The following is a 14,755-nucleotide window of genomic DNA, read 5'->3' on the forward strand; positions in this document are numbered from 1 at the left end:
TTTATGAAAAAGTAGGTACTGGGTACTGGGTGTTCACAGCAACTGCTTTTTCATTGTTCGTTGTGGCCGGTGGTTACAGCCATGTATGTTATATGAAAGGGCCGCCTCCAAGGCAAGCTAAGGCAGAGCCGCCCCTCCGACGGGTAATAGGAACCGGACAATTGAGCTGTCTACAGTTCCGGTCCGGGCCCATTACCCGTCGGGGGGGCGGCGGTATAATACCATTTGGCTCCGCGTCTACGACCCTATATTTGTTGTGTTCCACAGGAAATGCCCGTTATATCATTTCAACTGTGGTGCTGGGGGCACTGTTTTTCTTATGCCATGGCAGCAGATACCTGGGCTTTGAGTTCATCCATGGTAAATCCGTGCACCATGATGCCCTCTTTGGGACAGGTGGCAAAACAGATACCACACCCCTTGCAAAGGGCAGAATCGGTGACCACGCGCTTTGTGACTTCCCCGGTTTCCGTGGTGATCTCTTTCAGGAATATGGCATCATAGGGGCAGACATCCAGGCACAGGGCACACCCGTCACACTTGTCCGTGACAAAGGATTTAATGGCATCAAGCTCCATGTATTCCCGGGAGAGCAGCACCCCGGCCCGGGAGGCCGCCGCCTTTGCCTGTTCAATGGATTCATCCAGGGGTTTGGGGTAGTTGCACATACCTGCCAGAAAAAGCCCGTTGACAGACATGTCCACCGGGCGCAGCTTGGGATGGGCCTCATTTAAAAATCCGTCACTATCCACGCTGCATTTAAAAAGCGATGTGAGCTTGTCACTGTCATGTGCCACCACCCCGGAGGCCAGCACCAGGTAATCTGCCTGGATTTCCAGGGGGATTCCGATGATGGGATCGGTGATGTTCACCTGGATCTCTTTTTGCTTCAGGGTCACTTTTGGCTTTGAATCCAGATCATAGCGAATGAAAATAACCCCAAGCTCCCTTGCCTGCTGATAGTATTGTTCCCATACTCCGTAGGTTCTCATGTCCCGGTAGAGGATAAACACCTGGATGTCAGGGGTTCGGGTTTTGAGGGCAATGGCGGTTTTAACAGAGTGAACACAGCAAATTCTGCTGCAATAGGGGCGTTCCGGCTCCCGGGACCCCACGCACTGGATAAAGACAACATTGTCATTGGGCTCTGTTTTTTGATTTTTCATCACTTCCCGGTCAAACTCAAGATGGGTCATGATGTGGGAATGCTCACCGTAACCATAGCTTTGGGGGATGGCTTCCCCGGCCCCGGTGGTGAGGATGGCACCGCCAAAATCAATGTCCATGGAGGCATTGTTCACACTGATGGAACCGTTGAAATTACCCACAGACCCGGAAACAGATTCCAAGGTGCTTTGTTTATACACTGTGATATTTTCATGGGACTCAATTTGATCAATGAGCTGTTCCACCATGGGCTGCACCGGTTCTCCCTTAAATGCACACTCAAGGGCCCTGGCATTACCCCCCAGGGTATCTGTTTTTTCCAGAATCAGGGTGTCAAATCCCTGGTCTGCCATGGACAGGGCCGAGGTCATGCCCGACACCCCGCCGCCGATGATCAAAACCCTTTGATTGACCTTGAGCTTTCCCTGGGAAAGGGGGCTGCTAAAGGTGATCTTGGCAACGGCCATGCGCACCTGATCCATGGCTTTTTGGGTGGCTTTTTCCGGATCTGACTGGTGAACCCAGGCGTTCTGGTTTCGAATATTGGCCATCTCCACCATGAAACCGTTCAGGCTTGCCTCCTTTAAGGTTTCCTGGAACAGGGGCTCATGGGTTCTGGGGGTGCATGCGGCAATGACAACGCGGTTTAAATTGTTCTTTTTGATTTTTTCTGCAATGAGTTCCTGGGTATCGGCAGAGCAGGTAAAGAGATTATTTTCCACATACACCACATGGGGCAGGGTTTTTGCGTAGTTTGCCACAGCATTTACATCCACCACATTGGAGATGTTAATGCCGCAGGCACACACAAACACCCCAATGGCCGGAGCCTGTTCACTGATGTCTGTTGCCTGGGGATAGGTTTTTGTTTTGGTGAGGGTGCCCCGGGCATCGGACAGCAATGTGGCTGCCGATGCCGCCGCCGCCGATGCCTGGGCCACGGATCGCGGTATGGCTTTGGGGGCCTGGAATGCACCGGTGACAAGGACCCCGGCACGATTGCTCTCCACCGGGGTAAAGCTTGTGGTGGCGGCAAAGTGGTGGGCATCCAGGTCAATATTAAATGTTTTGGCAAGGAAAATGCTGTCCTGTGACGCTTCAAGGCCAATGGAAAGTACAGCCATGTCAAAGGCTTCATCAACGGTTTCACCCAGTTCGGTGATGTACCTCATGGAGACGCCGTTGCCGTCTTTGCCGGGATCAATGGTGTGGGGCCGGGCCCGGATGAATCTTATCCCTTTTTCCATGGCAGTGTTGTAGTATCGTTCAAAATCTTTGCCATGGCTTCTTAGATCCATGAAAAATATGGTCTGGGAAATATCATTGCCCGAGAGATGCTCGGCAGTGACCAGGGCCTGTTTAATGGCATACATGCAGCAGACACTGGAGCAGAAGGTATTGTCGCAGCGATTGTGGCTTCGGGAGCCAATGCATTGAATCCAGGCAATTTTTTTGGGCTCCCGGTTATCAGACGGACGAATGAGGTGACCCATGTTGGGGCCACTTGCCGACAACAGACGTTCGTAGTCCAGGCTGGTGACCACGTCTTTTAGCCTGGCGTAGCCGTACACATCGTAAATGGAGGGATCAAAAGGCTTAAATCCCGGAGCAAGGATCACGACCCCCACATGAATGGTGTGGGTTCTTTCTTTGTCGTCAAAGTTAATGGCCCCGGTGGGACAGAATTTTTCGCAGGCCCGGCATTTTCCCCGGGTAAGATATATGCACTGATCTGGATCAATGGCATATTTCAGGGGAACGGACTGGCCGTATTTAATATAGGCAGCTTTTCTTTTGCTGATGCCCATGTTGAATTCATCATCCACTTTTTTTGGGCATTTTTCCGCACACACACCGCAGGCGATGCATTTGTCCATGTCAATGTAACGGGGTTTTTGTTTGATTTTAACGGAAAAATTGCCCACATCCCCTTCCACATGATCCACCTGGGACAGGGTTAACAGCTCAACGTTTAAGTGCCGACCGCACTCAACCAGTTTAGGTGCAATGATTCACATGGAGCAGTCATTGGTGGGAAAGGTTTTGTCCAGCTGGGCCATGGCACCGCCAATGCCCGCTGTTTTTTCAATCATGTAGACATAATATCCCGCATCGGCAAGATCGAGAGTTGCCTGGATACCGGCAATACCGCCCCCCACAACCATAACAGAACCCAGTTTTTTTTCTGGTTTGAATCTGTTTTTGGGTATTTTAAGTTTTCCCTTTGCCTCTTCAATAACGGGTACATGGCCCGTACCCGGGGCATGTTTCAGGATGGATTGACATACATTGTCAGGGATATTTTCCTCCCGGCAAAATGACATGAATTCCCGGGTTGGGATGGTGTATTGTTTGGCTGCCGCAGGGGTTGCCTTGAGTTTTTCTGTTTTGATCCAGTTGGTGATGGTATTTCTGTGGACATTCAGCATCTGTGCCAGTTTACCCACCTTAAACACGAACATGTTTTTTTCCTCTCTGTTTGCCCGCAATGGTTGTTAAAATTTTGTCGCACATGTTAGATATGGCCTGCTCTACTGCAATGCTCAATCCCGGTGCCACTTCATTCGGCAGGGGTTGTGTCTGTACCACAAACACCCGGACATCAATGTCGGTCCCTTCATTTAGTTCCCTTAGCATGTTGGTGGTGGGGAATTGATGCAGGGAAAAATCTGATGTCTTGTTCCGGGGAATATCGTTGACATCAATTTCAAAAATTTCTCCGGCTTTGTGCCCCTCAAAATTCACCGCATCCACGATGATGATTTTTTCAGGATGATCCGGTAAAAGAAGCATATCAAATAATATATCCCTGATGGAGGTTCCGGCATCCATGATTTCGCAGTTTTCCGGGATGGTGTGGTGTTTTTCCAGGTGGGCGATGACGGCGGGGCCAAAGCCATCATCGCCGAACAATGGGTTTCCACAGCCAAACACCAAAATATTTTTTTGGAACAATGTCTGGTACATAAAGGGAGCCTTTTTTATGTTTGTGCGTAATATGCGTATGCGGAATGTGCAAAATGTGCAAAATATAAAGTATTCATTATCGATGACGTCTTTATTTGTCAAGTATAAAATGGAAAAATATGCTGTTCACAGGTGGGAAGATTGTGTTTATTATTAGTGTTGATATCTGTCATCTGATCTGGAAAGAGAATCTGGGAGGTGGCTTTTTGTAAGAAAGCGCGTTGGGGGAACGGCGGGATAATAACCGGGATACGCAGAATTCTTGTTTGAAAAAAAGTGGGTCTTGCCATGCATGGACGTTCCAACGCAGAAGATGGATAAAAATATAAGTTGACCGCTATATCCTTTGGCACAAATAGCCTTAAATATCGAAGGGGTTTTTGTATGAATATGAAAATGAGTAATGCCGGTATCAATCCCGCCCGTACCATGGAGGTGATGGATCATGCCGGTGAGATAAAAGAGGTTGGGGTGGCCAGTGAATATCCCTTGACCATAAAGGTGGATGGTCGGGAGATAGTCACTTTGATGACCATTGGCACAAATCCAGAAGAGTTGGCCCTGGGGTACTTGAGAAATCAGAAACTTCTGGAAAATATTGGCGATATCGCAGAGGTAAATGTGGATTGGACCCATGAAACCGCAGAGATCACAACCCATGGGCATAACACCCCTGTGGAGATTGAAAGTAAATTGTCCACTCGCATTGTCACCAGTGGATGTGGTCAGGGAACCCTTTTCAGCTGTAGCCTTGATAAATTATACGAGGTGGATCTGTCCGGGGTTACAGTGTTGCAAAGCCATGTGTACAGCCTTTTAAAAGGATTGGCCAGAAAAAATGAGGTGTATCGCCGGGCCGGGTCTGTGCATGCCTGTGCCCTTTGTGAGAAAGACAGGGTGTTGATTTTTATTGAAGAGGTGGGGCGGCACAATGCAACGGATGCCATTTCCGGCAGAATGTGGATTGAAAATATTACCGGTGCCGGTAAAATGCTTTACACCACAGGACGCGTTACCTCGGAAATCGTAATAAAGGCGGCCCAGATGGACATTGCCGTATTGATTTCCAAATCCGGGATTACCAACATGGCCCTGGAATTGGCCCGGGATTTAAAAATGACCATCATCGGCCGGGCCAAGCAATCGCGTTTTCTGGTTTACCATGGCCGTGAAAATGTGGTGTTGGATCAGTTGCCGCCAAAAAAATGATTTTACCCGTTTTCTTGAATTGATGTGGAAAAAGCTTGATCATCCAGCATAAATCTTGTATTTGCTGCACAGACATGTTAATCATGTATCTTTCAGATAATCTTTAAGAATGCGGAGGGTGGATCGGATGTGATCACATGGACTCTAAATCCATGCAGCCGGGTGCGACTCCCGGGCTCTCCGCCACCGCTATTCCAACCTGTTGCCTGAAAGATAAGACGGCGTTATCCTGATACCCCCCCCTTTGAAACTCTTTTTGAATTGCTTCTGGTTCGAATTGAATTTGTTTTTTTAAAAAAAGTTTTTATTTCAAATAGTTATGTTGATTCGATTTTGATGATACTCTTAATTGTCTGTTATTATAAGATTTTTTACCGAATTGATTTAAAGATGGTTCGAGAAGCGTTCCGCGCTTTTTGTCCCCATTGGTGCAAAAACGATTTTTCCATCTGTTTATATTGACAATTACATATGTGTAACGGCTTACACTCTTGCGGCCATGGGGGCACAGAGCCTTTGTCTGATGGAAATTTTTGGTTTAAGGGTGGGAAATAAAAACAATGGATGACCATGGAATGACCGGGTGTGAACAGTTTTGCAGAAACAATGTTTATTCTTGAAAAATAATGAGAATAAGCATATATGAACCCCCAATTAAAACAGGAAATACTTTGTCCGGGGAAGGAGATATGGCGAAATGGCAGCTGAAAAACAGCCCAAGGCCTTGAAAAAAAGATTTTATAGAAAGCGGGTGCCGCTTTTCAGTTTGATTAATAAAATCAAGCTATGGCCCTCTCGCACGGGACAGCTCCATGGTGTGCGCTCTCTTGTAATTACAGGTGACACCGCCCGGGTGACCACCCATTGTAATAAGGAGTTCACCATCAGTAATTCCCTGAACAGCAGGGCTGCGCGCTGGTTACGAAATAAATGGTTCAGCCGGGTATGCCCCAAATGCGGTGTACCGGACTGGAAACTGGAAAAATATTCAACCACTCTTTTCAAACGGCATCAGGGTTCCATGCTATTGAAAGACAAGGAGCAGTGACAGAAAAAATATGCCGGATTTGTTTTTAAATTAAAATTTTTTTATGAATTTGTCTGATAAATTTTCAATTATTTTAGAAAAAATTAAAATCTTTTTATGGATAGTGTGAGATTTCACCATCCATATTCCATTTTATCCGGCATTTGGTGTTGGACCATTATTGATGAGAAGGTAAAATAATTTTTTGGTAAAGTTAGGACAGCTACTGCCCCCACCCCCACTTAACAACTGCCTTGAAATATCAAATTCATTAAAAAAATATTCATTAAATCACGATACGATGAAATATAAAATATATTGGCATGTAATGTGCATTAACTTGTTAAGAATACGCTTAAGATTTAAAATTTAACATTGAGGTCCCATGTCAAAGTTAAGTACCTCAAAAAAACAAAATTTCTAAGGAGAAAAAAATGGCAGATTTTAACGCAATCATCGAAGCACTGGTAGCCTGTGACACTGACAAAGTAACCCAGCTGGTAGACGCAGCCATCGCAGAAAAAGTTCCTGCAACAGATATCTTGAACCAGGGCCTCATTGCCGGTATGGATATTGTTGGTGAGAAAATGGAAAACGGTGACATGTTTATTCCTGAGGTACTGATGGCAGCCCAGGCCATGGGAAGCTGTGTTGAAACCCTGAAACCCCTTCTGGGCGAAGGTGAATCCACAGAGGGTGCCAGCGTGATTATCGGTACCGTAAAAGGCGATCTCCATGACATTGGAAAGAACCTGGTGTCCATGATGATGGAAAGTGCCGGTATGGCAGTTCACAACCTGGGTGTGGATATTGCTCCTGAAGATTTCGTTGCTGAAATCAAAAGCAAAAATGCTCAGATTGTCTGTCTTTCCGCCCTGTTGACCACCACCATGCCCATGATGAAACAAACCGTTGATGCCATTGTGGAAAGCGGTCTTCGGGATCAGGTAAAAATCATGGTGGGTGGAGCCCCTGTTACCCAGGCTTTCTGTGACGAGATCGGCGCTGACGGATTTGCCCCTGATGCAGGGTCTGCCGCTAAAATGGCCAAATCTTTTGTTGCTTAAAATATAAAGCCTTAGACTATTAAAAGGAAAAAATTAAGATGTTTGAAGTAATTGGAGAGAGAATTAACACTTCCAGGAAATTGGTCCAGGCTGCTGTGGCAGAGCGAGATGCAGAATATATCATTAATGATGTAAAAAAACAGCTGGAAGCCGGTGCCAATTTTATTGATGTAAATGCAGGTGCCCGCATCGGTCATGAAACCGAAGACATGAAATGGTTGCTGGACACCATTCAGCCCATTTCCACAGTTCCCCTGACATTGGACAGCCCTGATCCTGCTGTGCTTGAAATGGCCTTTGCCATGGTGGAAAAAACCCCCATGATCAACTCCATCAGCCTGGAAAAAGATCGTTTTGAGGCCATGATTCCCTTTCTTACGGGAAAAGAATGCAAGGTCATTGCCCTTTGCATGGATGATAACGGCATGCCCGAATCTGCCGACGATATTGTTGCCCGGGCCACAACACTGGTGGAAGAGCTCAATAAAATCGGTATCCCCACCAACGCCATTTACATTGATCCCCTGGTTCAGCCCATCAGCACCGATAGCAACAAAGGTGTGATGGTTCTGGATGCTGTGCGGGCCATTAAAGCCAAATACCCCGAAGTTCACATCACTGGTGGATTGTCCAATATTTCCTATGGTCTTCCCCAGCGACATGTTATCAACAGGACCTTTGTGACCCTGATGATGGATGCCGGTATGGATTCTGCCATCATTGATCCCCTGGATGCAAAAATCATGGCCAGTATTAAAACTGCGGATATGCTCCTTGGAAATGACCAGTTTTGTGGAAATTACCTGAAAGGCGTTCGCTCCGGTGCCATTGTAAGTTAAGTCAATTACCTCCTTCTGAATTATGCATTCAGATTCTGAAGTTGTGGTTTATGGTTGTAGGGTTGATATCAGGTTTTTTCAGCAAACAGAATGCTGGAAAAACCTGATTTTTTTTAGTCAAATTCAATGCTTCCGTTTTTTAAGGCATCCGTCCCCAAAATGGATTATTGGGTAAAAAGAGCAGGCATGGAGGAAATCATGCAGACAGAGTCCAATGTTTTTTATTTGCCGGAGGTTTTACAACATCTGGTAAGCGGCGGTAAAGCCGACAGAAATCAGATTAAATTTTTGTTGAACCTTTCCCATGATGCCGATATTGAAAAGTTGTTTGAATCGGCCCGCAAAGTTCGTGAAAAACACTTTGGAGACAAGGTTTTTTTGTATGGATTTCTTTATTTCAGCACCTTTTGTCGAAATAATTGTCGATTCTGTCAGTACAGAGAAGCCAACCATGCCCTTCCCCGGTATCGTAAAAATGAATCCGATATTCTGGCCGCCGCAAGGGAGATGGCCGACACCGGTGTCCATCTTATTGATCTGACCATGGGGGAAGACCCCGAGTTGTTTTCTGACGGTGACAACGGTTTTGAGCGACTTGCCGATCTTTGCGGGCAGGTGCAGCAGGAGACTGGTCTGCCGGTGATGATTTCTCCGGGGGTTATGCCGGAAAATGCCTTAAAAATGCTTTCCCATGCAGGGGTCGCCTGGTATGCCTGTTACCAGGAAACCCACACCAAAGAACTTTACAGCCGCCTTCGACCCGGTCAGGATTTTGAAGCGCGCATGGATGCAAAACGAAATGCCGGAAAACTTGGAATGCTCATTGAAGAGGGACTTCTCACCGGTGTGGGGGAATCTGTGGATGATCTGGCCACTTCCATGGAGATGATGGCAGAACTGGATGCCCACCAGGTAAGGGTGATGACCTTTGTGCCCCAGGAGGGAACCCCCATGTCGGATATCTTCCCCAGTAACAACTTAAAAGAGCGGATGATCATTGCTGTCATGCGTCTTTTGTTCCCCGACAGATTAATCCCGGCCTCCCTGGATGTGGATGGTCTGGACGGATTAAAGGGCCGATTGGATGCCGGTGCCAATGTTATCACAAGCATTGTGCCCCCCAAAAAAGGGCTTGCCGGTGTGGCCAACAATTCCCTGGACATTGATGATGCCAGACGAACCCACGACTCCATTAGTCCCATTCTGGATACCTGCGGACTAACTGTGGCAGATATCGGAGCCTATGCTTCCTGGGTAAACGCCCATATGAAGACCCGCATGACTGTGGGGGTGCAGGACAAGTAATTTTTACCAAATCTGTGACTGTAGCGCTTTTTTATATGAAAAGGCAAGCTAAGGCAGAGCCGCCCCCCCGATGGGCAATAGGAACCGGACAATTGGGCTGTCTACAGTTCCGGTCCGGGCCCATTGCCCATCGGGGGGGCGGTATAATACCATTTGGCTCCGCGTCTACGACCCTATATTTGTTGTGTCCCACAGGAAATGCCCGCCGATAACAATACTCCGTAAAACAAGGGCGTATGTAAGCTTTGTTGTGGGCAAAGCCGGATCAAAGTACGGTCCGCCCGTGGCAGTTATATGAAATATAAATTTTCAAAAAGACTTGTCCCATGAAAAAGTGCGCGGCAGCAACACTTTGATTCCCCACGCCGCTTATGGAAAGGAAAGCACCGGGGGAACCGCCTTGATAAACGCCTGTCCAAGACTGTAAGTGTAAGCCCCCTGGGTGGGAATCATGAGAAGGTCCCCCTCCTTGATATCCTCTCCCCAGTAACGGTATCCCCACACATCATGGGGGGTACAAAGGGATCCCAGTATCAGACAATCCTTTTCGGTCATGGCTGGCTGACTGAGATTGAGCACCGGGAAGTAGTCGGTTTCAAACCGTTCCCATCCCACAGCATTGATTCCGGCGTCGGTGATCACCAGATTATCATATTTTTTGTCCATCACCTTGATGATGATGTGCATGGCATCATTACTGATCCAGCGTCCCGGTTCAAAATAGATTCGGCAATTTATCTGATTATGGATATGCAGGAAAAGGGCCTGGCTGATTTCTTCTGCAAAATGCTCAATGGGGGTTGAGGGATTGATTCTTATGGCCTTGCCCCGTCCATTTCTCTGCTTTTCCATTTCCTGGGTTTCAAGTATCCATTCCCCCTGTTCCGGCCAGTAGCCTCCGCCAATATCAATAAAGCGGATCATTCCACGATGGCGTTCTGGAAGAGCGCCAAGGATCTGACCCAGTTTTTCAATGAATTTGACCTGTTTTTCAGGTGCCATGTTCCAGCTGGAGTGAAATTGAAGCCCCTGGAAACGGATGTGGGGGCAAGCCTTTGCCGCTTGAATGAATTTATTTAGATTTTCCGGAAGAATGCCGAATTTTTTCCATAATCCAGTGGGTTCCGTGGTGAGCCGCACCCCGGTGCGGATTTTTTTATTGATCCGGGCAGCACGCTCCTCAAGGCGTTTGAGTTCCGTTAAACTGTCCATGAGGACCACCACCTTATCATTGTTCATCACTGCCATATCAAGCTCTGTTTCCGTTTTTCCGGGGCCGCTGAACACAATGTTTGTGGCACCAAGTTCCAGGGCCAGCTCCAGCTCTACACCGCTTGAAACATCCAGTCCAAAATCGCTTTTAAGAATGGTTCCGGAAACATCGGGAAAATTATTGCTTTTCATGGCATAATAAAATCCCGTGTCCGGCAGGTGGCTTTGAAAGGCGCGTTTGAATTTTTCTGCCCTGTCCGTGATCACCGCCGGTTCAAACAGATAGCAGGGGGTCAGGCGGCTGCCCATGGTATGAATAAACTGCCTGCCTTTATTGAAAAAAATTTCCACAAAGGAGGTGATCTCTTCATCTCTAAAGTCAGGGGCGGTTTCAGTTCTATGGGTGGTATTTACGGGCAAAAACATTTTTTATATTTCCATGGTCCTTTGCGACTTTTTTGGGGGTTGCCGGGTGCCGCCATTTGGCGGTGTTTTTCCATGGCAGATATCTATGTTTAAAAGAGATAAAAGATGAAGACACTGATGCTCACAGGAGATAAGCGGTGATGGCTTGAATAGAATATGTCCCAGATTCCATGAATCATAGTTCTTGGGGGGCAGTTGAATCATATGTCCGGGTTTATGTTTGATGTATACCTCCCGGACCCGGTTGTCTGGCATGAGGCGGGAAGTGTCAATGGCTTTCAGGATACCGGTTCGGTGCCCATGGATTCTCAGGCCCACCAGGGATGAGAACCGCCTGGAGGGTTGGAATTTAAAAGCAGGTTGCGCCGCCAAGGTGATGTTCAGGGCCAGTATATCAAGGTTCATACCTTTTTCAATGAGCCAGGGCAGGCAATCTCCGCCGGGGCGTGGTGTCATTTCCAAAAGGGATGCCCCGGTCTCTGTAACAATGAAATCCAGCATGCAGATACCCCTTTTGATTCCCAGTACCCGGGCCGCTTTTGTCAAGAGTCGTTCAAAGTTTTTCGGTGAAATGTTACCCCGGGGAAAATTCACCAGTTCATAGGCCATGATGGTGCCGAACACGGGTATGGGGGAATGAATTTTCCGGGTGAATCGGATGGGACGGGCTCCCTGGGGAGTCATTAAAAAATCACAGCTGTACTCGTTTCCCTCCACAAAGGTTTCCATGATGACATCGGTTTGTTTTTGAAGGCTACAGATGGTGTACCAGGCTGTTTCACAGGCAAGGGCTGTATCGCAGCGATATACCCGTTCACTGCCACTGCCCTCCACCGGTTTGAGTACGCAAGGCCCTTCCATTTGAGCCAGGAATGCCATGGCCGCCGGGGCCGAAGCAATGCGTTGGGCCCTGGGTGTCTCAATGCCGTTTTGCTGCCATAGACTGCGTGTCACCGATTTATCTCTACAGGCCTTTATGGTTTGAAGAGAATGGTAAGAAAGATTCAGCTCCCTTGCCAAATATGCCGCAAGCATCATGGATTCACAGTCAAAACAGGCGATTCCATTGATGGCAAGACTATGATTCTTCAAGTGTTTTTTCAGCTGTTCCATTACTGCTTCCGGGCGGGAAAGCTCGCACAACATCTCCTCTTGGGCAGGGAGAACCTCTTGCCGATCACTTTTTTCAAGCCCAGTCTGGGTGATGAACAACAATTGTTCCGGTGCTTTTTTTCGTAAAAGATCAATATAGTCTGGAGTGGTTCCCACCACAGCAATTTTATGACAAAGGGGCATATCCATGTCCTTTTTCAGGTACAATTATTTTATACAATGGCCGGGGAGAGAGGTGGAATCGCTCTTTCCATCCAAAGTCACCGCATAGAAAGTCCAGGCTATGGATTTCTTCCAGGGGCATATCACCCAGATGGTGGGTATGGGAGCAGGCCCACTGGATGTGGTGAAGATTGATCAATTTTGCAATTCCGGGAACGGTTCTGGATGTCCCCCCTGCCAGAAAAAAACAGGTGTGGTTCCAAACTGCTGCCATGTCCACTGCTGCCGTTTTATTGTCCACCAGCACCGTCACCACCCGCAGCATTTTTTTCTGGTGCAGCATTTGGGCAAGTTCCCTGAAAGCGTTTAAAAAGCGTGGATCATGGAAGTAACCGTTTTCTTTGAAATTGTCTTGGTTAAACTGGAACAGTAATTCAATGTCTTCCAGGACATTGTATCGAAATTTGACTCCTTTTTTTTCTATGGCATGAATTTCAGCCAGAATTTTTTTCCTGGATTTACCGGCAAAACCCAAGAGGTACGCGGGGTATTGTTCCTCCTTTATGCCATGGTTGGCTGGATGAAAAAGATATCCCACTTCATCAATGTGCATCTCCCCCATGGACCCTGTCACAGGCGCGTTTGTCCCATTTTGGCCAATTTTATCCCCGGTTTCCCAGGGGGGCGGACACAGATAGCGAAGCTCTGCAGCTCCTGGAATACCATGGATCAGCCGGGTCATCACCTCTTTGTTTGGGGCAATGATTTTGTTTTGCTCAAGCCAGGTTCGATCCTTCCAGGTTTCTCCGGGGAAAAAGGCAAATTCTTTTTTTTCTTCAATCCAGGACAGGGGCAGTACACCGTCTATGGCATTGATGTCACTGTCCTTGATTTTAAGCCTCACACCGTTTTCTCCGGGAGAAACATTGTCTTTTTCATCGGTATAATGCACCACAAAGCAGTGCCTTCTTCCAAAGTGCCGGGCAAAAATTTCTCTGACCTCCCAAAGATCAAAAACAGTGCTCCGGGGGTAAAAATGTTTCCATAATCGGGCACAGGTGGGGGCGTCCTCTATGGTGCCAATGGTTTTCATGTATTTATTTTCGGTGGGTGACATTGGATAAAATGGCCGCACCTTCAAAATATTCCTGGGAAAAGATTTTTACCACTTCCGGATCATAGGTTTTGCAGCTGAAAACATCCAGATATACAGTGTTGGTCAAATTTGCGAAATGCCCGGAGATCAGGGATGTTTCAATGAGTTGAACCATGGAAAAACCTGCCACTTTTTCGTCTTCTCCGAAGTGAACCACCTGGGTATCGCCGAATCGTTTCATCTCTATGAGATCACACAGATCTTTGACAAATTGTTTAATATAATCAGCATTCCGAATTTTTTCCGGATTGCAGCCATAGATATCGATGGATGACGCAATGCCCCATGCATCCCGGACCGGTGCAATATTTTTGAATGCAACAATTCCCATATTTAAACTCCTTATTTTTTATAAAAAAGACTCCGCAAGCCAAGGGAGTATCTCAGGCTTTGTTGTGGGCAGACCGAGGTCAGAATAAGGTCTGCCCGTGGCGTTTAAAAGAAAATTTCTGTCCAGCAATAGCAATTTTCAAGTGTTGTTGTTCCTAAAACTGTTTTCAATACGAGATCTGGAGTGGTAAACATTTTTTGTTTACCGCCTGTCTTTATTCCTTAACTCATTGTCCAGAAAATCATCTTTGGCAGTTTTTTTACGATGGAACCTCTTGCCCACATTTTTACGTTTTTTTGATTTTGTTATATTCTCATCGCCATAAAATTCATCATCAACTGTGTCCTTGAATTTCAAAATTGATTTTTTGCTGCCGTCGCTGTTTTTAATGTATCTGTTTTTGGCTTTTTTCATTTTTTTGATCTCTTTTTTATATGAAAAGGCAGCCTCCAAGGCAACCTCAGCAGAGCCGCCCCCCCCGATGGGGAATAGGAACCGGACAATTGAGCTGTCTACAGTTCCGGTTCGGGCCCATTGCCCATCGGGGGCGGCGGCGGTATAATACCATTTGGCTCCGCGTCTACGACCCTATATCTGTTGTGTCCCACAGGACATGCCCGGTTATATGAAATACTCCGCAAACCAGGGGTGTCTGTAAGCTTTGTTGGGGTGGAACCGGATCGGAATGCAGTCCGCCCGTGGCGGTTATATGAAAAAATAATGTCCATTTGATATCCATTCTCACCCAAGAAGCCTTTGGGGTTGCTGGCAATC

12 protein-coding genes and 1 pseudogene are annotated in these 14,755 nt (G+C 47.1%); 5 read left to right on the forward strand and 8 right to left on the reverse strand.

Annotation, left to right across the window (positions count from 1 at the left end; genetic code table 11):
* Window positions 1-317: 317 nt before the first annotated feature.
* The 3 genes and pseudogenes from B9A32_RS07550 to B9A32_RS07560 form a co-directional block, all read right to left on the reverse strand.
* Window positions 318-3,332, reverse strand: coding sequence for a 4Fe-4S binding protein (locus tag B9A32_RS07550; protein ID WP_170923755.1), 3,015 nt, complete (start codon window positions 3,330-3,332; stop codon window positions 318-320).
* 162 nt (window positions 3,333-3,494) lie between these two features.
* A pseudogene (locus B9A32_RS22470) lies at window positions 3,495-3,629 on the reverse strand (helix-turn-helix domain-containing protein); the annotation flags it as partial.
* A complete protein-coding gene (locus tag B9A32_RS07560) occupies window positions 3,616-4,134 on the reverse strand; it encodes a hydrogenase maturation protease (protein ID WP_084068123.1) in 519 nt (172 codons plus the stop codon). The pseudogene B9A32_RS22470 and the gene B9A32_RS07560, both read right to left, overlap by 14 nt.
* A 384-nt stretch (window positions 4,135-4,518) precedes the next feature.
* Between B9A32_RS07560 and B9A32_RS07570 the strand changes: the two genes are divergently transcribed.
* The 5 genes from B9A32_RS07570 (at window position 4,519) to pylB (ending at window position 9,581) form a co-directional block, all read left to right on the forward strand.
* Complete coding sequence (locus B9A32_RS07570; RefSeq protein WP_139795751.1) at window positions 4,519-5,343, forward strand: formate dehydrogenase accessory sulfurtransferase FdhD; 825 nt, start codon at window positions 4,519-4,521, stop codon at window positions 5,341-5,343.
* A 697-nt stretch (window positions 5,344-6,040) separates the two neighbouring features.
* Window positions 6,041-6,391 (forward strand): pyrrolysine--tRNA(Pyl) ligase small subunit, encoded by a 351-nt coding sequence (pylSn, locus tag B9A32_RS07575; RefSeq protein ID WP_084068125.1) that lies wholly within the window; start codon window positions 6,041-6,043, stop codon window positions 6,389-6,391.
* 413 nt (window positions 6,392-6,804) lie between these two features.
* Window positions 6,805-7,437: a cobalamin B12-binding domain-containing protein gene (locus B9A32_RS07580; RefSeq protein ID WP_084068128.1), complete on the forward strand. Its 633-nt coding sequence runs from the start codon at window positions 6,805-6,807 to the stop codon at window positions 7,435-7,437.
* Between the two features lie 38 nt (window positions 7,438-7,475).
* Complete coding sequence (locus B9A32_RS07585; protein WP_084068131.1) at window positions 7,476-8,276, forward strand: dihydropteroate synthase; 801 nt, start codon at window positions 7,476-7,478, stop codon at window positions 8,274-8,276.
* Window positions 8,277-8,402: 126 nt separating this feature from the next.
* Window positions 8,403-9,581, forward strand: coding sequence for a methylornithine synthase PylB (gene pylB, locus B9A32_RS07590; RefSeq protein WP_232367078.1), 1,179 nt, complete (start codon window positions 8,403-8,405; stop codon window positions 9,579-9,581).
* A 369-nt stretch (window positions 9,582-9,950) separates the two neighbouring features.
* On the opposite strand, the gene B9A32_RS07595 is transcribed toward pylB, so the two are convergent.
* The 5 genes from B9A32_RS07595 to B9A32_RS07615 all read right to left on the reverse strand — a co-directional run bounded on the left by B9A32_RS07595 (window position 9,951) and on the right by B9A32_RS07615 (window position 14,395).
* Window positions 9,951-11,219 carry a diaminopimelate decarboxylase family protein gene (locus B9A32_RS07595; protein ID WP_084068134.1) on the reverse strand — a complete coding sequence of 423 codons (1,269 nt, stop codon included), beginning with the start codon at window positions 11,217-11,219 and terminating at the stop codon, window positions 9,951-9,953.
* A gap of 3 nt (window positions 11,220-11,222) precedes the next feature.
* Window positions 11,223-12,521, reverse strand: coding sequence for an ATP-grasp domain-containing protein (locus B9A32_RS07600; protein WP_084068137.1), 1,299 nt, complete (start codon window positions 12,519-12,521; stop codon window positions 11,223-11,225).
* Complete coding sequence (locus tag B9A32_RS07605) at window positions 12,499-13,611, reverse strand: GNAT family N-acetyltransferase (protein ID WP_084068140.1); 1,113 nt, start codon at window positions 13,609-13,611, stop codon at window positions 12,499-12,501. The genes B9A32_RS07600 and B9A32_RS07605 overlap by 23 nt, the downstream gene beginning before the upstream one ends.
* Window positions 13,592-13,981 (reverse strand): S-adenosylmethionine decarboxylase, encoded by a 390-nt coding sequence (speD, locus tag B9A32_RS07610; protein WP_084068143.1) that lies wholly within the window; start codon window positions 13,979-13,981, stop codon window positions 13,592-13,594. Before speD ends, B9A32_RS07605 begins: the two co-directional genes overlap by 20 nt.
* Window positions 13,982-14,182: 201 nt before the next feature.
* The gene (locus B9A32_RS07615; RefSeq protein WP_139795752.1) at window positions 14,183-14,395 is read right to left on the reverse strand and encodes a hypothetical protein; all 213 of its coding nucleotides are present in this window, start codon (window positions 14,393-14,395) and stop codon (window positions 14,183-14,185) included.
* Window positions 14,396-14,755 lie beyond the last annotated feature (360 nt).

This window comes from Desulfocicer vacuolatum DSM 3385 (genome assembly GCF_900176365.1).
GTDB lineage: Bacteria > Desulfobacterota > Desulfobacteria > Desulfobacterales > Desulfobacteraceae > Desulfocicer > Desulfocicer vacuolatum.